Source organism: Gordonia otitidis, from assembly GCF_020735545.1.
Classification (GTDB): Bacteria; Actinomycetota; Actinomycetes; order Mycobacteriales; family Mycobacteriaceae; genus Gordonia; species Gordonia otitidis.
In genome coordinates this window covers 1,941,335-1,966,435 of the sequence record NZ_CP085974.1, presented here as the reverse complement: position 1 = coordinate 1,966,435, position 25,101 = coordinate 1,941,335, and the positions used below count along the sequence as shown (strand labels likewise).

General features: G+C 61.8%; 17 protein-coding genes. 6 read left to right on the top strand and 11 right to left on the bottom strand.

Annotation, left to right across the window (positions count from 1 at the left end; all coding sequences use genetic code 11):
- Window positions 1–17: 17 nt before the first annotated feature.
- Window positions 18–791, bottom strand: coding sequence for an SDR family oxidoreductase (locus tag LK459_RS08890; protein WP_227922823.1), 774 nt, complete (start codon window positions 789–791; stop codon window positions 18–20).
- 374 nt (window positions 792–1,165) lie between these two features.
- Here LK459_RS08890 and LK459_RS08885 point away from each other — a divergent pair, with 374 nt between their 5' ends.
- Window positions 1,166–1,477 carry a hypothetical protein gene (locus tag LK459_RS08885; protein WP_227922821.1) on the top strand — a complete coding sequence of 104 codons (312 nt, stop codon included), beginning with the start codon at window positions 1,166–1,168 and terminating at the stop codon, window positions 1,475–1,477.
- A 24-nt stretch (window positions 1,478–1,501) separates the two neighbouring features.
- On the top strand, window positions 1,502–1,888 hold the full coding sequence (locus tag LK459_RS08880) for an excalibur calcium-binding domain-containing protein (RefSeq protein ID WP_227922820.1): 387 nt from the start codon (window positions 1,502–1,504) through the stop codon (window positions 1,886–1,888).
- Between the two features lie 30 nt (window positions 1,889–1,918).
- On the opposite strand, the gene LK459_RS08875 is transcribed toward LK459_RS08880, so the two are convergent.
- On the bottom strand, window positions 1,919–3,541 hold the full coding sequence (locus LK459_RS08875) for a long-chain fatty acid--CoA ligase (RefSeq protein WP_227922819.1): 1,623 nt from the start codon (window positions 3,539–3,541) through the stop codon (window positions 1,919–1,921).
- A gap of 211 nt (window positions 3,542–3,752) precedes the next feature.
- On the opposite strand from LK459_RS08875, the gene LK459_RS08870 reads away from it, so the two are divergent.
- Window positions 3,753–5,057 carry a hypothetical protein gene (locus tag LK459_RS08870; RefSeq protein WP_227922818.1) on the top strand — a complete coding sequence of 435 codons (1,305 nt, stop codon included), beginning with the start codon at window positions 3,753–3,755 and terminating at the stop codon, window positions 5,055–5,057.
- A gap of 90 nt (window positions 5,058–5,147) precedes the next feature.
- Here LK459_RS08870 and LK459_RS08865 read toward each other — a convergent pair whose 3' ends face one another.
- The 3 genes from LK459_RS08865 to LK459_RS08855 form a co-directional block, all read right to left on the bottom strand.
- Window positions 5,148–6,350, bottom strand: a complete 1,203-nt coding sequence (locus LK459_RS08865; protein WP_227922817.1) for a Fic family protein — start codon at window positions 6,348–6,350, stop codon at window positions 5,148–5,150.
- Between the two features lie 62 nt (window positions 6,351–6,412).
- Window positions 6,413–12,463: a DUF4011 domain-containing protein gene (locus tag LK459_RS08860; protein ID WP_227922816.1), complete on the bottom strand. Its 6,051-nt coding sequence runs from the start codon at window positions 12,461–12,463 to the stop codon at window positions 6,413–6,415.
- Between the two features lie 92 nt (window positions 12,464–12,555).
- Entirely contained in the window at window positions 12,556–15,246 is a 2,691-nt protein-coding gene (locus LK459_RS08855; protein WP_227922814.1) for an AAA domain-containing protein, read from the bottom strand.
- Between the two features lie 451 nt (window positions 15,247–15,697).
- Here LK459_RS08855 and LK459_RS08850 point away from each other — a divergent pair, with 451 nt between their 5' ends.
- On the top strand, window positions 15,698–17,080 hold the full coding sequence (locus LK459_RS08850; RefSeq protein ID WP_064868524.1) for an IS1380 family transposase: 1,383 nt from the start codon (window positions 15,698–15,700) through the stop codon (window positions 17,078–17,080).
- Window positions 17,081–17,363: 283 nt separating this feature from the next.
- On the opposite strand, the gene LK459_RS08845 is transcribed toward LK459_RS08850, so the two are convergent.
- On the bottom strand, window positions 17,364–18,821 hold the full coding sequence (locus tag LK459_RS08845) for a DNA phosphorothioation-associated putative methyltransferase (protein ID WP_227922813.1): 1,458 nt from the start codon (window positions 18,819–18,821) through the stop codon (window positions 17,364–17,366).
- A 203-nt stretch (window positions 18,822–19,024) separates the two neighbouring features.
- On the opposite strand from LK459_RS08845, the gene LK459_RS08840 reads away from it, so the two are divergent.
- Both LK459_RS08840 and LK459_RS08835 read left to right on the top strand, forming a co-directional pair.
- The gene (locus LK459_RS08840; RefSeq protein ID WP_227922806.1) at window positions 19,025–20,167 is read left to right on the top strand and encodes a cysteine desulfurase family protein; all 1,143 of its coding nucleotides are present in this window, start codon (window positions 19,025–19,027) and stop codon (window positions 20,165–20,167) included.
- Window positions 20,168–20,180: 13 nt separating this feature from the next.
- The gene (locus LK459_RS08835) at window positions 20,181–20,627 is read left to right on the top strand and encodes a DUF4007 family protein (RefSeq protein ID WP_227922805.1); all 447 of its coding nucleotides are present in this window, start codon (window positions 20,181–20,183) and stop codon (window positions 20,625–20,627) included.
- Here the strand turns inward: LK459_RS08835 and LK459_RS08830 are convergent.
- The 5 genes from LK459_RS08830 to LK459_RS08810 form a co-directional block, all read right to left on the bottom strand.
- Entirely contained in the window at window positions 20,605–21,981 is a 1,377-nt protein-coding gene (locus LK459_RS08830) for an IS1380-like element ISGbr1 family transposase (RefSeq protein ID WP_064862420.1), read from the bottom strand. The genes LK459_RS08835 and LK459_RS08830 overlap by 23 nt on opposite strands.
- 83 nt (window positions 21,982–22,064) lie before the next feature.
- Window positions 22,065–22,724, bottom strand: coding sequence for a hypothetical protein (locus tag LK459_RS08825; protein WP_227919371.1), 660 nt, complete (start codon window positions 22,722–22,724; stop codon window positions 22,065–22,067).
- A gap of 102 nt (window positions 22,725–22,826) precedes the next feature.
- Window positions 22,827–23,075 carry a hypothetical protein gene (locus LK459_RS08820; protein WP_227919372.1) on the bottom strand — a complete coding sequence of 83 codons (249 nt, stop codon included), beginning with the start codon at window positions 23,073–23,075 and terminating at the stop codon, window positions 22,827–22,829.
- Between the two features lie 41 nt (window positions 23,076–23,116).
- Entirely contained in the window at window positions 23,117–24,493 is a 1,377-nt protein-coding gene (locus tag LK459_RS08815; RefSeq protein WP_064862420.1) for an IS1380-like element ISGbr1 family transposase, read from the bottom strand.
- Window positions 24,494–24,576: 83 nt separating this feature from the next.
- Window positions 24,577–25,050 carry an HNH endonuclease gene (locus LK459_RS08810; RefSeq protein ID WP_227922804.1) on the bottom strand — a complete coding sequence of 158 codons (474 nt, stop codon included), beginning with the start codon at window positions 25,048–25,050 and terminating at the stop codon, window positions 24,577–24,579.
- Window positions 25,051–25,101 lie beyond the last annotated feature (51 nt).

Here is a 25,101-nt window from a genome sequence, read left to right as displayed (position 1 = left end):
CGATCCGCGACGCGGCGTCAGACGAAGACCATGCCGCCGTCCACGAGAATTGCCTGGCCGGTGACGTAGTCGGAGTCGGGTCCGGCGAGGAAGGACACGAGTTTCGCGACGTCGATCCCCGTGGACACGCGGCCGAGGGTGATGCCGGCCGCCATTGCCTTCATCGACTCGCCCTTACCCACCTTGTTGATCTCGCCGAGGTCGCGGTCAATCTCCTCCCACATCATCGTGTCAACGATTCCAGGGCAGTATGCGTTGACGGTGATGCCGTGGACCGCCCACTCCTGGGCTGCGGTTTGGGTCAGGGCCCGCAGAGCGAACTTCGACGCGCAGTAGACGCCGAGCAGTGGGAAGCCTTTGTGCGCAGCGATCGAACCAGCGCCGATGATCTTGCCGCCATGTCCCTGCTTGATCATCTGTCGTGCTGCCTCGGTGTAGCAGAGGAAGGCACCGCGGGCGTTGACTGCCTGCACCGCGTCGAACTCGTCGGGGCTGACGTCCAGCAGTGCTTTCGTCTGCGCGATCCCGGCGTTCGCGACCATCACATCGAGCGAGCCGAGTGCTTCCGCGGTGTCGACCACGAGTTGTGTGACCGAATCATGCTGGGAAACATCACCGTTCAATGCGACTGACTTGACTCCGACAGCTTCGATCTCGCCGCGCGTCGATTCGAGTTCCGCGCTCATCGACGGCAGATCCGATACCGCGACGTCGTGTCCGTCCTGTGCGAGTCGTAGGGCGATCGATCTACCGATGCCGCGAGCTGCACCTGTCACATGGGCCACGCTCATGATGCACTCCATCCTCGTTGATGTGTAACAGGTCACACGCTAGGGATGAGGTGCGTTGCGGCAACAGGGTTGCAGGAGGTTGCGGCGCCCGACAGTGCTATCGATCCTGGCCTCGAAAGGGCCAGAGTTGCCTCCGCATTCTCGTCACGCGGCTGTTGTGGTGCTCTGAGAAATTCATCTGATTGGTGGACGTTAATCTCCCATGGACGTCGACCGAGCGCGACACAATTGAGCGGCTGTTGTAACGCAGTAGTGAACCGGGCGCCTCGACGTGAGGCGGCCTGATAGTTACCAGAATCGGGGGGCCAGTGAACGGAAGAATTGCCGCATTCGTAGGCGTGCTTGTGTCGTTGACGGCGATTGCCTTGAGCGCGATGGGCGCTGGCAAGGCATCCGCTCGCGCCGTGAATCCGGGTGATTTCGTCCAGTACACGTGGTGCGGGTCAGGGCCCGTAGAGCTCGAGTACTGGGACAGCAAAGGCGCGCCGCAAGATGAATTCGTGAACATGCGTAATGGTTGCCGCGACTACGGATACAGGGCTACGTCGAGTTCTACCTATGTGTCGACGTTCATCACCGATGACCGTGGAGGACGAGTCATGTGCGTGATTCGGGTCAACGGGCTGTTGGTCAGCCGCAAGCAGGCGCAAGCCAACGGCGCCTACACCTTTCAGTACTGTCACTGATCGATTCGAGAGAACGGGTTATAGATGAACAAGAAGTACTCGGCTGTTGCCGGTCTGATCGCGGGTGGCGTGGTCACCGGATTTCTGGCAGTGGCGCCCGTAGCGTCGGCTGCTCCGACTCCGGTTGCCTACTACAAGAACTGCCAGGCAGCGCGTGATGCGGGCGTCGCGCCCATCTATCGCGGACAGGACGGGTACCGATCCGCACTGGACCGGGACGGCGATGGCGTTGCGTGCGAGGGTGGGTCGCGATCCAAGCCGGCACCGCAATCCGCCCCGCAGGCACAGCCTCAGCCGCAACCTCGCCCACAGCCGAAACCGCAGGTTAAGCCACAGCCGAAACCCAAGAAGAATGCTCCGAAGTCGAAGCCCAATCCGTGGAGCTGGGGATCGGTCGAGTTCTTCTCGTAGATCGACAACAGCGACCGGGGGCTCGCGTCGTCACAACCGTGTGACGTCGAGGCCTCCGTCGTGGAACGTCGACCGCAGGCGCTTCTTGTCGAACTTGCCGACGCTGGTCTTGGGGACCTCGGGGATGATGGTCCAGTTCTCCGGGAGCTGCCACTTGGCCACCTTGTCGGACAAGAACTCTCGCAGCGACTCAGGCGTCGCGTCGGAACCCTCGCTCAGCACCACGGCGACCAGGGGCCGCTCGTCCCACTTCGGATCGGGGACGCCGATGACTGCTGCTTCGAGGACGTCGGGGTGGCCCATGACAGCGTTCTCGAGGTCGACCGAGGAGATCCACTCACCGCCGGACTTGATGATGTCCTTGGTGCGGTCGGTGAGTGTGAGGTAGCCGTCGGGCGTGATCGAGCCGACGTCGCCGGTGCGCAGCCAGCCGTCGTCGAACTTGTCGGGAGCGTCGACGCCGTAGTAGGCGCCGGTGATCCACGGGCCGCGGACCTCGAGTTCGCCGACGGTTTTTCCGTCGTGGGGGAGGGTTTCGCCGTTGTCGCCGACGAGTCGCGCCTGTACAGACACCGGGAAGCGACCCTGCGTGTAGCGGTAGCGCCACCTCTCGTCGCCTTCGCTGCCGGCGGGCGGCCGGGCGACCGAGCCCAGCGGCGAGGTCTCGGTCATGCCCCAGGCGTGGAGTACCTCGACGTTGTGCTCGTCCTCGAAGATGTGCATCAACGACGGCGGCACCGCGGAGCCGCCGATCAGCACGTCGCGCAGCGAGGAGATGTCCTGTGGGTGCTGGGTGAGGTACTGGTGCAGGCCGAGCCAGATGGTCGGGACGGCTGCGGCAGTGGTCGGCTGTTCGGCGGCGATCAGCGCGGCGAGCGGTTCGGGCTGCAGGAAGCGGTCGGGCATGATGAGCGACGCCCCGATCATGAACGCCGCATAAGGCAGACCCCATGACATTGCGTGGAACTGCGGCACGACGGCGAGTGCGCGGTCGCCCTGGCTGAGCCCCGGTCCGTCGGTCATGCAGACCTGCATGGAGTGCAGGTAGATCGAACGATGGCTGTAGGCAACACCTTTCGGATCGCCGGTGGTGCCCGACGTATAACACATCGCAGCGGCGGAACGCTCGTCGACCTCGGGCCAGTCGAAGTCGACGGGCTGCTCGGCGATCAGCGCCTCGTACGAGTGCACCTGCACGCCGTCGGGAGCGTCGACGCCGTCGGCGGAGTCGCCGGTGACGACGATGTGCTTGACGGTGGTGAGCTGCGGGAGCTGTGGGTTGAGCAGGGGCAGCAGCGACGCGTCGACGATGATGACCTGATCCTCGGCGTGGTTGGCCACGTGGATCAGCTGCTCGGGGAAGAGTCGGATGTTGAGGGTGTGCAGGACCGCGCCCATCGACGGCACGGCCAGGTAGGCCTCGAGGTGCTCGGCGTTGTTCCACATGAAGGTCGCGACGCGCTGGTCGCCGTCGATGCCGAGCCCGCGCAGGGCGTGTGCCAACTGTGCGCAACGTCGTCCGACATCGGCGTAGCTACGACGCCGCGAGCCGTCTCCGGTCCAGGTCACGACCTCGGCATCGCCGTGGACCGTGCTGCCGTGGCGCAGGATCTGCGCGATCTGCAGCGGTGCGTCTTGCATTGTGCTCTGCATGGGTGCTCCTGGGTCTCGCGTGGCTCGGTGTGGTGTCCTGGGGTTCAGGGTCGCGGAGTGACTCCGGTCACGGTGTCGATTATGCAGAATCGGACAGGCGTGTGGAGCAGTGGCCCCAGCTATCGCCGCGTTTGCGGGCCTTTCGGTTCGCGTGCGGATCCGTGAGCCTCTATCTACGCTGCATGTCAGTGCAGAATGGGAGGATTTGGACATGACTGGGGACGAAGTACAAGGCGCGACAGCACGGGTTGATGGCGAGTTGTCACTGTTGGTCGACGAAGAAGGCTTGGTGCTGGCGGGGGATCGGGAGAGTGTCGATGGATATGTCGCACACATACGAAGTTTCGTAGGTGAAGCCTCAGATGTTGTGGATCTCTCCAAGAGCAGCGCCACGAACGCAGCAGCGACTGCGGCCGGAATCGGCAACGCTGCCGTTCAGGCCGGAGAGTTCGTCAGACTGTCGCCGGCGAGTATGAAGCTCTTGCGCATGCACAAGGTCATCCCGGGCACGGACGGCTACAACCGGATGACGGTGGTGAACTCTGGTGGAAAGTTCGCGGGCCAGCTGCAATGGCAGCGGGTTCCGCTGGGTCCATCGCAGGCGATGGCGCTGCAGATGTTCGCGGTGCAGATGGCACTCAAGTCGGCTATCGCCTCGGTTGAGGAGGCTGTCGAGAGAGTGGAGGGCAAGGTCGACGAATTGCTTGCCCTCGCCAAGGCCGAAAGGGCAGGAGACGTCGTCGGGCAGCACGAAAGCGTGTCGCGCCTGGCCGAATATCTCGATAAATACGGATCAGTGACATCCGCGGACTGGGATGCGATTGCCGCCCTTGGTCCGCAACTCGAGATCACTATTGAGAAGTTGCGTTCACACATCAAAGACGCGCTGGATGGATTCGACTCCGAACAGCCGGTCCAGGATCGCGCCGCGTATTTGGAAAGAGTGGTCGGCACAAGCAGAATCGGCGAGACGCTAAGGCTTATGGTGATTGCCGAAGACGCGCTATATCAGTGGCAACGTCTGCGAATTGCCCGGGTCCAAGCTACGGAACCGCAACACCTTGAGAATGTCATTCAGGATTCGCGGAATCTTCTGAGAACCCAGCTCACTCGCGATGGTGAGATCCTTGGTCAGGCGCGAGAGGGTCTTGTCGAGTTCGCGCAGGTTCGTCCGCTCGAGATCGTCAGGTTCATGTCTGTCGACCAGCTCAAGTCCGACATGAAGTCACTGCGTAGTGACTTTGACCAATTCGCCGTTGCACGGCGCAGTCAGGTCATGGGATGGGCCGAGAAGGAAGACCCGAGCATCCAAGATGCTCTCGCTGAGGTCGGTGACCGGGCCAAGCTCGCAGCCGACAGCGCACTCGCAATTGGCGCAAAGGCAGTCGACTTTGGGTTCATGGGAATGGGCCGCGCCGGGAAGTGGATGCAAGGAGTTTCGGACTCACGCGAAAAAGCGCGGATTCAAAGTCCATCCGCATCGATGCCCGATCCGCTGGAACAGACGTCGGATTAGCGAGACGGTCCAGCTGTGGTTCGACAGTCGCGGACAAACGGGACTGAGTTCGTCTAAGACTCGTTGATCCGTGGCTAGTGATTCGGATGACTATCGACTGCGACGCGCAGCCCTGTCGGCGAAGGCATCGAGTGCGGCGGTAACCTCGACGGCCTGCCACATTCGATTCCTGTTGAACCCAGTGAACTCCTGCAGAATCCCGGCATCGACGAGCGGTCGGATTGCTCTGCCAGAGTTGTCGGCGGAGATGTCCAGCTGTGCCGCAACCTCCTTACTGTCGATGACTGGGCGCCGCGGCAGGACGTCGAGGAGTCGTTGGGCCGCAGACCCGCGCCGGGCGCGAAGTCGGGCGTCCCAGCCAGCCCGTATTCGGTGTAGGTCGGCGACTAATGCTCGTCCGTTGTCCACAGCCAGAATCGCTGCGTGCGAGATCCTTTCGACTACTGGCGAGACGTCGCCGTTGCGGTAGGCGTCCAGTGATGAGAAGTAGCTGGAGGTGTCCGACAGCAATCCAGCAGACACCGGGATGGTGACGTTGCGGGTGACGCCGTGCTTGCGCAGCATTGACTGCAGGAGAGCGCGCCCCGTGCGCCCGTTGCCGTCTGGAAACGGATGGATTGTCTCGAATTGCGCGTGCGCTATGGCCGCGACGATAAGCGGAGGTAGGTCGACGCGGTGTGTGAAATCGATCAGATCGTCAATCAGCCCGGGCACCTTCGCGGCGACAGGCGCCACGAAATCTGCGTCGTGCGGGCCAATGCTGCTGCCGCCAATCCAGACCTGATCTCTGCGCAAGCGCCCAGCAATTGTCGGGTCCTGTGACTCCATCAGGGCACGATGCATGGAAAGGATGGCTGCAGGATCGAGGTGGTCGGCGAGCTCGACCGCGGCGGACATTGCAGCGACGTTCGCGACGATGGCCGATGCGTTGCGCTTGTCGCGGCTGCCCAACTCTGCGAGTGCGATCTGCTTGGCGCCTGACGAGAGATTCTCTATCTGGGACGATGCCGCCGACTCCGAACGCAACAGAATGGACGAAAACGGTGCGATGTCACGCCCGAGTTCGGCGTCGAACCGGGTGAGGGTCAGCGCGGCTTCAGAGGCCAGTGTGACGACATCGTCGGGAAGCGAAGGGGAGCGTTTGGCGATGGCCGGTACGACGGCTGCGGAGTACGGTCCCCGGTAACGCTCACGCTGCGCCCTAGTCAGCAGATCGACGGGAACGGTCGGCGACCAGTCGACGGATTCGAAGTCGAGGGCAGGCCATCCGTTGTCTGGCAGATCTGACGGCATAGCCCCATCTTACCGTCGGTTGTCACATAAGTGAGGGTATGGTTGGCGGACGATCCGCAGCGTCACGCCCCCGCTCTGATCGCACCACGGACGCGCAGCAAGCGACCCGACTCGATCCCGTAAACAATGCACGCGCGCAGTCGTTCACGATTCTGCTCCGTGAGTCGTTTCTGACCGAACAGCGCGAGTGTCTCGCGCATCAGTGTCTCGTCGTCAAGTTCGCACCCCCGACAAGCGAAAGCCATTGCGTTGGCAATCTCCTCGGGTGCGATGTCGGGAAGAAGGCGGGTCAGGTCGGCCGGGGTCGATCGGAAGCCGCGCCAGCCGTCAATGTCGACGTCGTGTGGCCACACGAACTTCCCCAGCGGTCCTTTTCGGACAAGTGAGTCCGGCACGCACGAGGTGATGAACTCTTTACGTGCAGCGCTGACACGGTCGTACCCGAAGCGCCTCCCGATGTCCTTCGCCAAGCGGTCGAGTTCGATAGGACCCTCGGCGGCCACCGTGCGGCGTGCAGCCTCGGTGATGGTGGATCGGACCGACTTCGAATTGACTCGGTCGAGGTCGTCGCGAGAGCCAAGAACTGTGGACGGTCCGGACACATATTCCGCCGGGCAACTGTCCCAATCGCGTTGAGCTTGAGACGAAGCATCAGTATCGATCAGTGCCTCAGCAGCACCTGCTTGCTGAGGTGCCAAGGTCGTAGCTACACGAGGAGGTGAGTCGCGCGAATCGCTGTCGACGACAGATGGGCTGTTCGTGTGCAGTTCTCCGCGCCGCTTCTCCCAATGCAGTTCCAAATGCTCAGTTGTGTCAACGCTTTCGGCCTCGGAATCCTCCGTGTCTTCGTTGTTGGTGCTCTTGGCTTGCTCGATTGCCGCTGCTTGAGCCGCGGCCTCTTCTTCGATCTTCGCTTCGAGTGCCTTTTGTCGTTCATTGGCGCGTGCCACGGCTTCGTCGACGCGCTTGATTGCAGCGTCGGGTGACTCGATCCACTCGGGGAGCCATATCCGAGTTACCGCACCCCAATGCATCATCGGTTCCAGTAGACGCGGTGTCAGATCACGATCGGCCACCGTTGGACGTGACGCCCAACGCGGCCCGTCGAGCATGATGGCGACCTGCCACTTCGGTGAATGTGTTTCTCGCACCACCAGATCAAGGACAAAGTCGGACAATCCGTAGTTGAGTTCGACCTCGTAGCCGCGTTCACGTAAAGCCGCACAGACCGCTTCCTGTACTGCGCTGGGAGCGTCGCTGCGCGAGTCGTTGCGCGACTGATTCGGTTGCACTCCGTGCCCCGCCATCTCGAGGTATCCGCGAAGGTGTGCAAGCCCAACAGAACGGGTACGCGCGAGATCGATATCGGAGGGGTCGAAGGAGGTGAAAATGACGACCTTGCGCCTGGCCCGCGTGATCGCGACGTTGAATCGCTTCTCGCCTCCGGTTTGCGATAGGGGGCCGAAGTTCAGTGGGAGATTGGACTCGCCCGGCCGCTTCGAGAACGCAGCGGAAAATAGGATGACGTCACGCTCGTCGCCCTGCACGTTCTCTAGGTTCTTCACGAAGATCGGTTCGTCCAGCTCGGGCCGAAGGTGCGCGCGAACCAGGGGATCATCACTCGCTTCAAGCAGGTCCTGAACGAGAGTCTGCTGCTGCTTGTTGAAAGTGACGACACCGATGCTCTGAGCGCCGAGCCTCGGGGATGCCAATCGCGCACGAATTTCGGCGACGATCTCCTCCGCTTCAACGCGGTTGGTCCGGAACTCGGTCTTGCGATCTTCGCGATTGAACTGACCGTTCACGCGCCGCCACTCGACTCCCGCGGTGTCGTCACCACCGGGAGAGGGGAGGCTCGCCAGACGGCCTTCGTAGTACTTCTGGTTGGAGAAGTTAATGAGCGATTCGTCTTGCGAGCGGTAGTGCCAAGAAAGCCAGAGACGCGGAACCCCGGAGTCGACGCACTCCGAAAGAATGCTCTCCATGTCGGCCGGCACGACGACGTCATCGTCATCGGTATCGTCATCATTCGCAGTCACCTGACCGATCGATGTCGGAGGCATCTGTTGCGAGTCGCCTGCGATGACGGCCGTCCGTCCACGTCCAAGCGCGCCAATCGCCTGGGGAACCGTAACCTGCGACGCCTCGTCGAATACAACGAGGTCGAACGTAATCGAGCCAGGGGGTATGAACTGCGCCAGCGAGGCGGGACTTACAAACATCACCGGGGTTGCAGCCTGGATATGCTCGCCGTACCTGCTGACAAGACTGCGGAACGACGCGCCGCCGCGCTTCCTGTCCAGCGCACGACGAAGCTCGCCAACCTCGCCGCGAAGACCGCCCTCCTTGAAGGGGCGACGTGCGAGTAGTTGCGCCGGAAGGGCTTTGGTCTGTTCGTCGCGTAGTGCCGCGGACGCCCGAGCGAAGTCGTCGATTTCGCCGTCTCGTAGTGCGGCGTCGAAGATCGCCAGTCCCTCGGTGTCGAGTCGCTCTCGGACCGACATCTTCGCTGCGCCCCTCATGAATGCCACAGGGGCATCGGATGCTGGCAGCTCGCCGTCGAGCAGAGAACTGACCACATCGTCCATCCCGGCCGATCGTAAGGGCTCGAGGAACGCTGATGCGCGAGACCACCCGAGTATGTGTCGCGAGCCCGACTCGGCAGCATCGGTATCCCACGCCTCCTGGGACTCAGTCCAACTCTCGATCCAGCCACGGCCGTTGAGCCAGCGCTTTGCATCATCGGTGGATGGACGCAGACGCCTGTGCCATGCCTCCCATGCCGACACGACGTGCTCAAGGACGCCGATGCTTGGTTCGTCGGGGAAGCCAACCGAGACCAGCAGGTTCCATGATGCAGCCTCGGACTGGGCGAATGCGGCTGTTGCCTCGACGTAAGTGAACGAATCACTCAGCGCGGCTTGCGCGTCCGGCGACAGCGGGTTCCAGCTGGCCGGCGCGTAGGGGCCGAGGGTCTGAGCGACGTCGGAGCGCAGGCGCATCGACGCATCTCGAATGGTGGGGATAGCGCGGAGCAATGGCAGTGCGCTCTCGGGGGCAAGTCCATTGCCATCTAGCGTGAATGGAGCGAGATCGCGTTGAAATTGCTCGTGGCGCTTCTTCTTTCCGAAGACCCCTTTCGACGCCTCCACGGCTTGGGCAATCAACGATTCGACGTCGCCGGACTCCACGAAGAGAGGAGTCAGTGCTGCGACGACGGATGCGCTACTGCTCTGCAGCGCCGTCAGCCCGGCGAACAGTGAGGCCTTCGTCGATGTGAACTGGGGTCCTTGCCACCACTGGACGATCTCTCTCTTGGGTATCGGTCGGCCGAGTTGACGACGTGCCTGGGGGAGTATCCGCGCGATTCGCTCGGGACCCTCGAGCTGTCGCAGCAGGTCGGTCAGCGAATGCTCGCTGACCAGCCGCAGCGACTGCGAGAGTTGAGCAGTAGCGGAAGAGATCTCATCCGCGGAAGAGGTTGACTCAGGACCGGCGATAGCCCATGGACTTCCCTTGGCCAACGTCACAGAACGAGCCGCACGAGAGAACTGTTCCAACGCGTCGACGATGGTGGATTGCGGTTCTTGTGGTTGCGTGACGTACGCCTTGGAAACGGGTGCCGACGGTCCATCACCGACAGCGACGACGGCTTCGTATGCGCGCCAGAGCGATTCGTCGATGCCATTGCGGCTGTGCACTTTGCTGGGATAGTCCTCTAGCGGCGCCGCCTTCGACCTGAACTCGGCAAGCCTGGCGCTCCACCCGTACTCGTTGTACGCGGTCGAGTTGTCCATTGCGCGACGTAACTGCTCGCGTATCTCGTTCGGGCGCAGCGATTTCCCGTGAAGATCTAGAGCGAAATCGGAGAGCCGGATTTTTGCCAGACGTGATTTCACGACGTCCAGTGCCGCTTGTTTCTCGGCCACGAAGAGGACGGTCTTGCCTTTGCTCAACGCGTGGGCGATCAAGTTGGTGATTGTCTGCGATTTACCGGTACCGGGAGGGCCTTCCAGCACGAATGAGCGTCCCTCCGCTGCGAGCGCGATCGCGCGCAGCTGCGACCCGTCCGCCGGGATAGGCACCGGAACCTGTGTCTCGTCGACAGGAATCTGTTCGAGAAGGGTGTCATCGTCGGCCTGTGGGTCGTGGAAGGAGGAGCCCGCATTGTGGGTTAGGTGCGCGACGATAGGGCTTTGTTCAAGGATCTCCCAGCTATCTTCGAGGTCTTTCCACATGCCGAAGGTGCCGAACTGGCAGATCGACACGGTCGCCACCTCGTCGATGCGTAGGTCGAGCTTCTCGGAGACGAGAGCCTCTCGGATGGACCGCAATGCATGGGAGATATCGATTCCGGACGCGTCGGTCTTGGGATTCTCGAGTGCGTCGATGATGACGTTGTGCTTGAGTTTGAGCCACTGGACGAGACAGTGGTTCGGAGTGGCGATTCCGGCCGAGTCGATCTCGATTCCGAACGGACTCCTCCCCGTCCCGCCGACGATCTTGATTGGTAGGAGGAACAAGGGTGCCCGCGCCTCAGTCCCGCTGGACACCTTGTGGATGATGGCGCCGAGCGTGAGGTAAAGGTTCGCGCTGCCGGTCTCTTCGAACATCGTTCGGGCTGTGCGTGACAGTTGCTTGAAGCGGCGCGTGTACGCGTCCTTGCTCAGCGCCACGTACACATTGCGGTCGCCCTGCAGGTATTCGAGAAGTAGTGACGGCTCGATGTCGGCCGCCCGGCGAGCACCTTGAAGCTGATGGATGGCGCTGAGTTCATCGCTCGGCGTGAATGTGATCCGCTTTCCTGCATGGGCTAGGTCGTCAAGTAGCGCGAGGCCACCACTGGGTACGTGAAGGTCGATAACCTCAGCGGAAGCCCGCAGGTTTAGGAGCCGGTTGCGCGTGCTGAGGTCGAGAAGGGACCTTTTCCAGTTCTGCACGCGTCGCGGTGCGTTGTCGTCGGTGGCCAGGATCGGATCGTCCGCCACGCTCGTGAGCAGTTCCGGGGGAAGCGACAGCGCGGGGCGCGGGCTCGACACCTCGTGTGCTGGTTGCGGTGGCGCGACTTCATCGGCGCTGGGCAGCGGCCTAACCCCATCGCGACGCGCGGCTGCGACACTGAGCACGCCCCTCAGCCGCGACGGGTCACCGAAGAACCTACGGCCCGACGACACTGCCGACGCGAAGGAACCCTCTTTGCCGCCCGCGTAGAAGATCGCATCGACGGGAATACCGATCCCGGACTCGACGAGATTGACCATCGCATTCTCTTCGAGGATGGAGCGCTGAGGGAGTGACGTCGAGTCGTCGCGCAGGAATCCGGCGAATGCATGGGTGTCCATGATCCACAGGAGAGGGCGCAATCCCGCGGCTTCGAGGCATGCTGCGTAGGCGACCGACAGGTCGATGCAGGTGCCAAAGCGCTCTTCGAGGACCTGCGACGTGGTGCGAACCTTCTGGCCTGTGTTTTCAAAGGACGCAGGCGGGTCTATATATCTGATCCCGCGGACATGTAGCGCCTCGTAGATGGCGGCGGCGATGAGCGCAGCGCGCTGCGGACCGCGCTGGTAGCCGCCGAGCGACGAGTCGCCGGTGTCGACGCGGAGGATCTCGGCAGCCTCGTTGAGGACCGCTGTTACGGAGTGCGTGTTGGGTTGCACGAATGCAGCGAGAGAGTCGTAGAAGACGGGCTGGGCGAACCATTCGTTGTGCGCGAGGACGCGAATCGGAATGGTGATCTGAGTTGGTGTCGCCCACACGCTCGATACCGACAGCGTGAGACTTCCGCGCTGACTTTCGTTCAAGGTCTTGAGGAACTCGGTAGCGGGCACGAACTGCGCGAAGTCGTCCCAGACGACGCTGGCTCCGGGCGCTATTCGGCCGTCGTGAGTGCGAGTGATCGGGGCAGTGAGTTCCGCCTCGCCGCTCAAGAGGTGAGCGGTGACCGTGAGATCGGTCAGCTCGACGTCGGCAGCGTTGGTGATCTCGATTGCCGATATCAGCGGGACGCCGTTATGGACGAGTGCCAGGTTGACCGCCGGCAGTGCGTGGATCGAAACTCGAAGACCATCCTGTTCCACGGTGTGGGTGGTTTCGACCGGCGTCGTGCTCATTGATCATCCTCCATCGCCCCTGGCGGGGCGTCGCGCTGAGAAGACAGTACGACGGGCGTACGACAGGGTTGCAGGAACCCGGACATTGCGCGCTACGCGGGTCGTGTCGACGCGAACTTGTCGCAGTACACGCACCACCCGCGGGTGCCGAATTTGAGGTTCTCGATTCGCGCCAACGGGCGGCCGCACTGGCATTTGTCCGGCCATTGGTCGCTGCCTTGGGCGCCGCCTTCAGTTCGGCGTCGGGTCATCATCCGTACCGCGTCGGCGAACTCCGCGCTTTCGGTCCGCAGCCAGGTCCCTCCGATGCGTTCTCCAAGTAGCGGTGTTGCCGACGACCAGACAACGTCACCGACGACCGCTAGTGACTCGTTCAGTGGCTTCGCGGGTCGCAAAAACACATCCGAAGTGGTGAGCCGTGTGACCGCCAAGGGGAGATCGCCATCCGGTTCTGGAGAGAACCACAGCGACACTGGTTGGTGTTGCGCCGCGTAGGCGAGCGGTTCGGTGAGTGGATGAAGGACGTCCGGAGAAACAGTCGCACTGCGGATCTCGATCGGTCCTGCGCTCTCGCAAATGTCGGTACGAAGGCGATCCAAATCGGTGACGACTTCGGTCGGTGCGCTCTGGCGCTGGCGAAAAACCTCGTCGATGCCGATGACGTTCGCGGTCTTGAGCAAATTCCGGAAGAACTCGTAGTTGGCGTCGGGCCGCCGGCGTTGGCGGTGAACGCGACCGAAGTCCGCAAGGAGTATCAATTGCTCGCGTGCCCTGCTGGCTCCAACGTTGATCAGCCGCGCGCCTTCGCCGCCAGCTTCACCATTGCCAAACCACGGATGTAGCTTGAAATTGCTGCCGTCGGCGTCGACGCAGTCGAAAAGCACAACATCCGCCTCGCCGCCCTGGAACCTGTGGACAGTCGAGCCAGATCGTTTGCTGTCCCTGGCAAATGCTCGAAGTAGAGACGATTGAGAATTGAACGGGGTGATCAACGCTGCCGATGCTGATGGCGGAATCGCCGCCACGATGGCTGCCGCGAGCTGGGCGTGCATCAGGTTGTAGCGCGAGCTCACCCCACCGCGTCGCGCGACCCATGTCCTCAGCTGCGACGTGTCGATTGCTACGGTTGGAGCCCCGTCGAAGGGAAGACCGCTAACTGGTTTCCTATCGGTTACCGAAGTTGCTGTGACGAGCGGACTTTCGCGGTAATAGCCTGCGCTGACCGCGTCACTGATGTTTGGACGCATGCGGTGCTGTGTTGTCAGCGCGACCAGTGATCGCGGTGGTCGTCCCCGTAGAACGTCGCTTGACACCTGTGAAGCTTCGAAAGGGCTCTGCGCCAGCCATTGTCGGGCATCGGGTGTATCGGAGAGCACGACAGGACTCAACTGGCGAAAATCGCCAGCGACGATGGTGTGACCGCTGCCGAGACCCGCGACCAGCATGGCGAGCGTGGTGGGCAGCATGCTGGCCTCGTCGATGACGACGACATCGAATGTCTGGTTCGCCAACGTATCGAGCACGCACTGGTGTGCTGTCGCCGCGACCAACTGTGCGTCACATACGACTTGCAGTCGGATATCACGAAGCGCTTCGTCAAGTTGCTTGATCAACTCCGAAGCTTCCGCGATCTGCTTGTGCACGTGTAGCTGCTCGGCATCCGACATCGTCGGCTCGCTGCTCAACGACTGCGCATGCAGACGTTCGGTAAGTGTCGCTTTGCGGTGCATCAGCTCGACGGACCGCCGAGCGATCCGCTCACCACGGGTTGCGGCGACTTCGTCGACGAGCACAGGATGCGGATTGTCGGCAAGTAACATGTCGACTGGCCTGCCAACGCGAACTATCCCACCGGGGGCCACGCTGGGGCACTGCTCCAAAATTCCGGAGAGCGCAACGTCAATTGCAGTATTCGTAGGGCCAGTCACCAAGACTCGCTTGCCCGCTGCCAACAGCTCACGGACGAGAACTGACAGTGTGGTGGTCTTGCCGGTACCGGGTGGCCCCCACAGCCAGGTGAGACCGTGAGAGAGCCCGAGTCGAACGGCATCGTTCTGCTCAGGGTTCAGGTGACTGTCCGGCTCGCGGTTGGGGAAGTGACGCGCGGGCTCATCGCTGCGCATCGCGACAGCGAGTGCGGCACTGGTGTTGAAACCATCTGGGCTATCAAGTAACGACATGAGTCGTCGCCGTTGCGACCGTAAGAGCCAGGTCAGGTCGATACGTAGCTGCCCTCGCGCGGTGTCAGGAAGGTCGTTTGGAACTACTAACGTGAGCCGGATTCCGAAGCGGCTGACCACTTCGACGGGATGTGTAGTTGCAGCTCCTCCGTAGCCGAGGACTAGCGTGGCCTCAGTTCCCTCGCGAACCTCGGTATCTTCTTCCATCTCGAAAACCATGAGATCGTGGATGTCCGTCGCCTGATGGCGTTGGCCGTTGTTCAGTCGGATTGTCTTCTCAGCTACCTGCTTCACGGAGGCGGTGATCTCAGCCGCGATCGCGTCGGCCGCATGCTGTCCGAGTTCATTCCACTGCGGGTGCAGTGGATAGGTCTTCGCCGCGGGTCGCGTCGGCGCATTGAGCCCGGCTTGCCGTCTGAGCTCCGCGACCTCCGTCTTCATCGCGGGGGTTCCGCGCTTGCCGATGCGGTATCCACTGCGCGGCTTGACCTGGTCTTCGATTACTCGGGTGCCCGGCAGCATCCACTCGGAGGTTGTCTGGTCGAACTGGGCAACGGGGCGCTCATTGCACAGCAGGAACAGCTCGCCGCTGGTAGACCGCAACCCGCGGCGACCGAGTTCTGCCACGACGGCGCTGTCCGCGATGGGGCCGTCGGCCAGTATCTTCGCTAGCTGGTCGAGGATCTGGTTACTTCTCGTGCGCTTCACAGTCCACCTTCATTCAGAGCTCAATGAGGTGTATCACACGAGTCGGACATACTGCCCGAAACGGTCGTTGGACAGCAAGTAGTTGCGCCGCGGACGGTCGCCTACTGGCCCTTTTGGCCAGGGCTAGAGTTTGCAGGCGCTGAGTCGTCGTACCGGGTAGCAGTCGAATACCTGGTTCAACTTGGTATTCGACAGAGTACAGACCTGCGTCCGCCTCTACGTCTTATCCTCGATCCACCGATTCGTATTCGTTTGGGCGGTGAGGGATAGACGAAATGCCCTGTCTGAGTGACAGAATGGGAATTGTCTAGGTTTCCATCCGTGCACGCAGAAGGGCATCTCGTAGATGCGATTGTCTCACAGTCATCCGGTCCGGTCTGCATCCTGTGATGATCCGAATCTCCTCGGCGCGGCGGGGTTGGTGCCGGTGATGACGTTGGCCGAGCAAGCGGGCCTGTCGGGGTTGGCTCTCGAGCATCTGACGGTGCCGACCGACAAGGGCGCCAATCCGGATCGGAAGGTGTTCTCGCTGGTCGCGGGCATGGTGGCCGGTGCCGACAGCATCGATGACATGGCCGTACTGCGGCACGGTGCGATGGGGAAGGTGTTCGACCATCCGTATGCCCCGTCGACGTTGGGGTCGTTTCTGCGCGAGTTCCGGTTCGGGCATGTCCGGCAATTGGATGCGATCGCCGCCCGCACGCTCGCTGGCCTGCACACCCACACCCCGGTACTGGCCGGGATCGACGGGCCGGTGATGGTCGACATCGACGACTCGATCATCGAGGTCCACGGCCCGGCCAAACAGGGCGCTGGGTTCGGCTACACCCGGGTACGGGGGCTCAACTCGGCGATCACCACCATCAGCACCGCCCACGGTGCACCGGTGATCGCTGCTCAACGACTACGCAAAGGAGCATGCAATTCCGCCCGCGGAGCCCATCGGTTGATCGCCGACACACTGGCTAGCGTGCGGCGTCTGCGGTCGACTGACGCGTCGGGGCCGGTGCTGGTGCGGGCGGATTCAGCGTTCTACGGTCACCGCGCCGTCAGTGCTGCGATCGGTGCCGGCGCCCAGGTATCGGTCACCGTGCGCCAAGACTTGCGGATACGTGCGGCGATCAGCGAGATCGCAGCCGATGCGTGGACAAAGATCGAGTACACCGACGCGATTCTCGACGCGGACACCGGACTGTGGATCTCACGTGCCGAGGTCGCCGAGATAGCGTTCACCGCGTTCACCTCCAAAGCCAAAGCGCTGCAGGTTCCCGGGCGGCTGGTGGTGCGCCGTATCCCCGACTTCCGACCCGAGGGCGACGGCCTGTTCGATGTGTGGCGATTCCACGCCTTCTTCACCACCAGCGACCTCGACACCGTCACCGCCGACAAGACCCACCGCGCCCACGCGGTCATCGAACAAGTTCACGCCGATCTCAAAGCCTCCGCGCTCGCGCATCTGCCGTCGGGAAAGTTCTGCGCGAACGCCGCCTGGCTGGTGTGTGCGGTCATCGCGTTCAACCTGACTCGTGCTGCCGCCAGCCTCAGCGGCGGGCGTCTGGCCAAAGCCACCACATCCACGGTCCGCCGCACCCTGATCTGCATTCCGGCGCGTATCGCGTCCTCAGCCCGGCGCATCACCATGCACCTACCCGCCCGATGGCCGTGGGAAACCGAATGGAACCTGTTGTTCGACAACACTATTCACCGAAGACCGCCAACCTGGCCCTAACCACCCCGGCCCAACAGCCTCGATCCCGAAACCCGGTGAAACAAGCCGACATCAGAGATCGGCAACTGACTCATGCCCGCCACCCAGGCCGAACGTGCTCAACACTTTTCACCACACCGCAAAAGCCGATCGGTGGATCGAGGCTTATTTATGCAGTCCGGTCCAATAGTCGCGTCCACGCCCAATTGTCATAGACCAAGCGAGCAGAATTGTTACAGATATTCGCGTTCGTTACCGCGATCTAATCACGATGAGAATCGGAGCCAAGCGCATTCTCGAAGGTTCAGAATACGCGGATAACCCGGTGCCCTCGTAGCATGACCCCACACCGCTTGAGCTCTGAATCCCATCCGCGCTCTAGTCCAATGAGCGTCGGGTTGGCGTACAGGCCGTGACGCACTTCAGAGGCGGTCAGGCGTCGATATTTGGCTGCCATGGGATCGGACGGGCTCAGAAATTCTTCTTTACGGTGCAGAAGTGGGCGGTTCTCCCTGTTTCCGAAGACTTGCCGCCTGCTCTCCAGGGTCGACATGTCAATCCCGAGGGTCCAGTCCAGCTTAGGGTGTGGGTCGGTGTCGAACTCGGGGTAGCTCGACCACGACACCCTTCGTCCGCGGTGGTCGAGCTTCAGGATGTTCCATCCGTCGGGGCGGCCAACCGCGACAGCTCCACAATGCTCGTACAGGCGTAGTACCACTGGAAGGTCTCGAAAGGCTCGAGTGTGGACATACAGTGCGGTAGCGGTCAGCTTTCCAACGGAGTTGCTCATGGCCCCGCGAATGTATGTGTCGTCGCGGATCTTGAGTAGTAGGCGGTCTGCTCGGGCACAGGCCTCCTTGTAGCTCGAGAAGCAATGCCGCACGTCGGCTTGGACGGTCACTGGGAGATTCGTGAACTGCGGTCTTCCACTGAAAATCGAGATTCCCAAGTAGAGGAGAGTGTCGAGTGTCGAGCGTTTGGTGCCTTCGGATAGCCTCGCCGGATCTGCCATCTTTTGGACAACACGTGCGAGTTCAGATCGATTGAGTTCGGCAACAAGCGCTGCGGCTTCTGAGGGGATCTCTTCGATGAGGGGAGGTCGGCCGCGACCCTCCGCAAATGCGACCACCCCCGCCAGCGCGGTGCCGCGGTCACTGCTCTCAGCCCATGTGTGGCTAGCAAAGGTAGTGCGCGCTAGGTACTGCAACTGATCCTCAGGGCGTCGGAACGCGTAGACCACGCCGGGCGTTGGGGAAACACAGCGTGTCCCGGTCGCTCCTTCGATCAGCGACTTCATCTCTTTCGTGGTGAACAGATGTTGAAAAGTGTCGCGCGAGGTAACGACACCGTCTCCGACGTTCGAGCCCTTGACCTGTGAGTCTTCCCATGTCAGGCGGCAACTGACGACAAGAGCTCGCTTTGTCAGGCCCCAAGCACAGGTGACAACTTCCTCGCGCTCGGCCGGGCTCTCAATGACGTTGAGAACGTACGTGAGCATAACGACGTCGGATTCCGTACGGGTGCCATCGGGCGCGTAGTGCGGGTCCCACCCCTGTGCTTCGTAACCCATGTGGCGAAGCCGCCGGAGGTCCTCTCCGCGGCCGCAACCGTAGTCGAGTAACGAGTTGCTGATTGTGAGCACCTGATCTCGGATCGTCACTCTCAGCGGCATAGAGATGTCGGCTCTGCGGATTGCCGTGAGTTGGCGTGACGTCCCCCACCCCACCGGTGTCCCATTTGAGCTATCAATCTTGTCGGACATGAGCGATAGCCTCCCTGGTGGATCACAGACCTGCGGCATTGAGTGGTTGTAAGGATGCTAGCTGCGCTGATGGCCTATTGGCGCAGATAGACCCCGATCAGAGGCTCATCTGCATCCAGGCAGGTGACGAGCTGGATCGAAGTGGACATGCGTCTGCGCGGCACATCGAACGAGCATCTCCCACGCGCTACGATCGGAGGATCATGATCTATCTCGACTACAACGGATCGACTCCCGTTGACCCCCGGGTTGCGAAGACCGTCGAGAGTGCTAGCTCAACGTACGCGAACCCGTCAAGCCTTCAGCATGGTGCGGGACAGGATGCCGCAGAGACTATCGAGGAAGCTAGAGAACGCGTGGCTGCGTTCGTCGGCCGCCCTGCTCGTGATGTGATATTTACGAGCGGTGCCAGTGAGGCTGCCGCAATCGGCATCGTGGGCCTTATGTTGGGCTTGGCTGACCGTCCCAACGTCGTCGTGAGCGCAACTGAGCACAAGGCGATCCTCGCTGCAGCGGAGCTGGGTACGCGCTTCACACAGGGCGAAGTGCGTAGTCTTCGTGTGCTCCTATCAGGAGAAATCGACCTCGATCACTTGACGACGTTGATCGATGACTCTGTCGGCCTGGTCATCGTGATGGCAGCGAACAATGAGACGGGCGTACTGAATCCCGTATCGGCCGCGCAGGAGCTTGTAGCGCCCTCGGGGGCACTGTTCTTTAGTGACATAACCCAGCTCGCCGGCAAGGCTGAGGTCCGAGGTATCTCGAGGTTGGCCGATGCGATGGTGATGAGTAGTCACAAGATTTACGGACCAAAGGGAGCAGGTGCGCTGGTAGCAGATCGCCGTGTGCAATCGCGTATCGTTCCGCTTTTGGCCGGTGGTGGACAAGAGCGGGGACTGCGCGGGGGAACCCAAAACACAGCTGCAATCGCAGGATTTGGACACGCTGCCGAGATAGCCGATGTGGAACTTCTTGCGGATAGCGTGCGTCTGAGCGCTATGACTAGGCAACTTTGGAAGAACCTCAACGACGCCCTCGACTCTGTGGAGCTGAACGGCCATGAAGCGCCTCGTGTGCCCAACACGCTCAACCTCCGTTTCGCAAATGCTGACGCAGACGCGGTGATGGCATCAATGCCCGACATCGCAGTTTCTTCGGGAAGTGCCTGCCAGTCTGCAACGCCTACTCAGTCACACGTGCTGCAAGCAATGGGATTAACAAGTCAGGCTGCATCGGAGTCGCTCCGTATATCGCTCGGTCGGCCAACCACCAAGTCAGAACTTGATTATGCGACAAGGGCGATTGTCGCCGCCGTCAGCCGGGTTCGCGAACTCGCGGCATAGGTAAGGAACAATAGTGACATTGGAGCAGGCTGCTCAGCCATTGTTTGCTAATCATCAAACATTTCACCCCCGGTTCGGCTGGATAAAGAAGGGGTACGACGCGGCCGAACATGATTATAATGCGTTCAGCGAGGTCGACGCGCCGGTCAAACTCGGTGTGGGCAAGAACATGGTCGAGGCTATTCGATTTTGGGCAACGGCAACCAGGGTTGTCATGCGACTTCCCGATCCCGAAAGGCCACGCCAGTCTATTTACGTCCCCACGCGCCTAGGCCAAGCGCTACTTAGCCTCGATCCACCGATCGGCTTTTTGATGTCTCGTGAAATGTGTTGTGTATGTTCGGGGTGGCGGTGGGCGTGGGTGAGTCGCCGATCTCTGGTGTCGGCGTGTTTCACTGGGTTTCGTGTCGGGGCCGGTTCTGGCCGATGGTTAGGGGTCAGGCTGAGTGTTGTCGTTTGATCGTGTTGTTGAACAACAGGTTCCACTCGCGTTCCCACGGCCATCGGGCGGGTAGATGCATCGTGATGCGCCGCGCTGAGGACGCGATTCGAGCGGGTATGCAGATCAGGGTGCGTCGGATGGTGGAGGTAGTCGCCTTCGCCAGACGCTGTCCACCGAGACAGGCTGCGGCGCGGGTCAGGTTGAACGCGATGACCGCACACACCAGCCATGCGGCGTTCGCGCAGAACTTTCCCGAGGGCAGATGCGCCAATGCGGAGGCTTTGAGGTCGGCGTGGACTTGCTCGATGATCGCATGACCGCGGTGAGTCTTGTCGGCGGTCACGGTGTCCAGGTCGCTGGTGGTGAAGAACGCATGAAACCGCCACACGTCGAACAAGCCGTCTCCCTCGGCTGCGAAGTCAGGGATACGGCGCACCACCAGCCGTCCGGATACCTGCAGGCGCTTGGCTTTGGAGGTGAACGCGGTGAACGGTACTTCGGCGACCTCGGCCCGCGAGACCCACTGGCCGCTGTCTTCGTCGAAGACGGCGTCGGTGTACTCGATCGGCGTCCATGCATCTGCCGGTACCTCGCTGATCGCTGCTCGGACGTGGGAATCCTGACGCACGGTGACCGACACCTGCGCACCGGCCCGGAGCGCGGTGGTGATCGCGCGATGGCCGTAGAACGCTGAATCCGCTCGCAGCAGTATCGGTCCCGACGCATCGGACGACCGTAGCCGCCGCACGGTGGCCAGGGTGTCGGCGATCAACCGATGCGCCCCGCGCGCGGAGTTACACGCCCCTTTGCGCAGGCGTTGAGCGGCGATCACCGGCGCACCGTCACCACAGGTGAGGGTGGTGATCGCCGAGTTCAGCCCACGCACTCGGGTGTAGCCGAATCCGACGCCCTGCTTGGCCGGGCCGTGGACCTCGATGATCGAGTCGTCGATATCGATCATCACCGGCCCGTCGATCCCCGCCAGCACCGGAGTATGGCGAGCCAGTCCCGCCAACAGCCGGGTGGCGATCGCATCGGCTTGGCGGACATGCCCGAACCGGAACTCGCGAAGAAACGATCCCAACGTCGACGGGGCGTAAGGATGGTCGAACACCTTGCCCATCGCGCCGTGTCGCAACACGGCCATGTCGTCGATGCTGTCGGCGCCCGCCACCATCCCCGCCACCAGGGAAAACATTTTCCGATCCGGATGGGCGCCCTTGTCGGTGGGCACGCTCAGATGCTCGCGGGCCAACTCCGACAGGCTGGCGCGTTCGGCCAGCGCCATCACCGGCACCACCCCCGCAGCGGCGAGGAGATTCGGATCGTCACAGGATGCAGACCGGACCGGGTGAGTGTGAGACAATCGCATCTACGACATGCCCTCCTGTGTGTGTGGATGGAACCCTAGAGAAGTCCCATTCTGTCACTCAGACAGGGCATTTCGTTTATCCCTCACCGACCGATCACAAGCAAATCGGTGGATCGAGGCTTAAACCGTCCTGCCGGGTACTCGTGGCGTAGGTCCCAGTGCCACCCGGAGTTGTAGGGCTGTGCCTCCGGGATGAGTCCGAAGCTCCTCAGTTCGGTCCGCAGTTCAATGAGCACGTTCATCTCTTGCTTAAGCGCCATGAGCTTTTGCCATGGTTCGCCCAGTCCAGCATCGAGTACAGCTTGCGGAGTGTCCACGTCCCCGAGTTGGGCAGCAATGTCGATCACCTGGCCGGAAACGTTGTCGAACAGTTCGCTGAGCTTGGTCGGGAACTCTCGTACACGCTTGAAAGCGGCTGCACGGGCAGTGTCGACGTTGGCTTGCCATGTCGCAGCAAGGGTTGCGTCCACCACTATCGGGTTGGGGAGGATCGCGGAGGCAACCACAGCATCAATCGTGAGGTCGTCGCGGTCTGCGAGTGCTTCCCCTGCACTGGTCGCCGTACGGGTCACATGATCTGTGTACGTCGCCGCCAAGGTGAGTGCATGGTGGGCGCGCTTAGCTGCGCTACGAGCGGTCTCGGCGTCCTTCTTAGCGACCAGTCCGACGTGTTCGAGGGGGTCAGCGAGGGCGTCAACTGCGGCAAGTTGCTGGTGGTCGTGTGCTTCAAGATTGAGAGCCATATTGGTAACACTTTCAAATAGGTTTGCGGAGACTAGTCCGCTTAGATAGTGCTGTGACCTGCTGTTTTGTTGAGCCGGCCTCAGTGTGTGGTCCGCTTAGAACTACCGGTCGAACTCGCCGTTCCAGCCGAACACTGGGTCCCCAACGCAGCCGTCGACGGGAATGCTCGTGTAGTTCGCGGGGTCGAAACGCGGGTTCACCCGCTGGTCGTGGCGGTAGACGGAGACGACACGGAGGTTTAGCCTCGATCCACCGATCGGCTTTTTGATGTCTCGTGAAATGTGTTGTGTATGTTCGGGGTGGCGGTGGGCGTGGGTGAGTCGCCGATCTCTGGTGTCGGCGTGTTTCACTGGGTTTCGTGTCGGGGCCGGTTCTGGCCGATGGTTAGGGGTCAGGCTGAGTGTTGTCGTTTGATCGTGTTGTTGAACAACAGGTTCCACTCGCGCTCCCACGGCCATCGGGCGGGTAGATGCATCGTGATGCGCCGCGCTGAGGACGCGATTCGAGCGGGTATGCAGATCAGGGTGCGTCGGATGGTGGAGGTAGTCGCCTTCGCCAGACGCTGTCCACCGAGACAGGCTGCGGCGCGGGTCAGGTTGAACGCGATGACCGCACACACCAGCCATGCGGCGTTCGCGCAGAACTTTCCCGAGGGCAGATGCGCCAATGCGGAGGCTTTGAGGTCGGCGTGGACTTGCTCGATGATCGCATGACCGCGGTGAGTCTTGTCGGCGGTCACGGTGTCCAGGTCGCTGGTGGTGAAGAACGCATGAAACCGCCACACGTCGAACAAGCCGTCTCCCTCGGCTGCGAAGTCAGGGATACGGCGCACCACCAGCCGTCCGGATACCTGCAGGCGCTTGGCTTTGGAGGTGAACGCGGTGAACGGTACTTCGGCGACCTCGGCCCGCGAGACCCACTGGCCGCTGTCTTCGTCGAAGACGGCGTCGGTGTACTCGATCGGCGTCCATGCATCTGCCGGTACCTCGCTGATCGCTGCTCGGACGTGGGAATCCTGACGCACGGTGACCGACACCTGCGCACCGGCCCGGAGCGCGGTGGTGATCGCGCGATGGCCGTAGAACGCTGAATCCGCTCGCAGCAGTATCGGTCCCGACGCATCGGACGACCGTAGCCGCCGCACGGTGGCCAGGGTGTCGGCGATCAACCGATGCGCCCCGCGCGCGGAGTTACACGCCCCTTTGCGCAGGCGTTGAGCGGCGATCACCGGCGCACCGTCACCACAGGTGAGGGTGGTGATCGCCGAGTTCAGCCCACGCACTCGGGTGTAGCCGAATCCGACGCCCTGCTTGGCCGGGCCGTGGACCTCGATGATCGAGTCGTCGATATCGATCATCACCGGCCCGTCGATCCCCGCCAGCACCGGAGTATGGCGAGCCAGTCCCGCCAACAGCCGGGTGGCGATCGCATCGGCTTGGCGGACATGCCCGAACCGGAACTCGCGAAGAAACGATCCCAACGTCGACGGGGCGTAAGGATGGTCGAACACCTTGCCCATCGCGCCGTGTCGCAACACGGCCATGTCGTCGATGCTGTCGGCGCCCGCCACCATCCCCGCCACCAGGGAAAACATTTTCCGATCCGGATGGGCGCCCTTGTCGGTGGGCACGCTCAGATGCTCGCGGGCCAACTCCGACAGGCTGGCGCGTTCGGCCAGCGCCATCACCGGCACCACCCCCGCAGCGGCGAGGAGATTCGGATCGTCACAGGATGCAGACCGGACCGGGTGAGTGTGAGACAATCGCATCTACGACATGCCCTCCTGTGTGTGTGGATGGAACCCTAGAGAAGTCCCATTCTGTCACTCAGACAGGGCATTTCGTTTATCCCTCACCGACCGATCACAAGCAAATCGGTGGATCGAGGCTTAGCTGAGTTGCGCAGCATCGAGGCGGTCACCCAATTGGTTTCATCGTCGACACCGCCTCGCGAAACCGGAATCAGGTGGTCGATCGTAGGGAATAGCTCCCAGAAAGCGAAGTGCGTATCTGACATCTTCCAATTCGGGTGAGCTGGAAAAGCTTCGGGGAATATTACGGAAAGGGTCCGCAGCACTGCCGGGTTGACCAGCTGCGTGCCCGAGTACCTATCGATGAAGCCGTCACCGAAGAATACTCGAAGGCACTGACGTTCAGTATAGCGACGAGTAACTCGGGATTCGGCGACGAATGGGTAATTAGCTCGTAGAGTCTCAGCGGCTGCGTCAACACCTGATGTGCTCAGCTCGGCACAGACATTAGCCAGCACCTCTGCCTTCGACTCGGGGGTTCCCTTGGAAGGTGTGCGTTGGCGGTTAGATGCCATCACAGAACTCTATCGGTTAGCATCGCGATCTAGCCAGGATGCTGTGCGGCG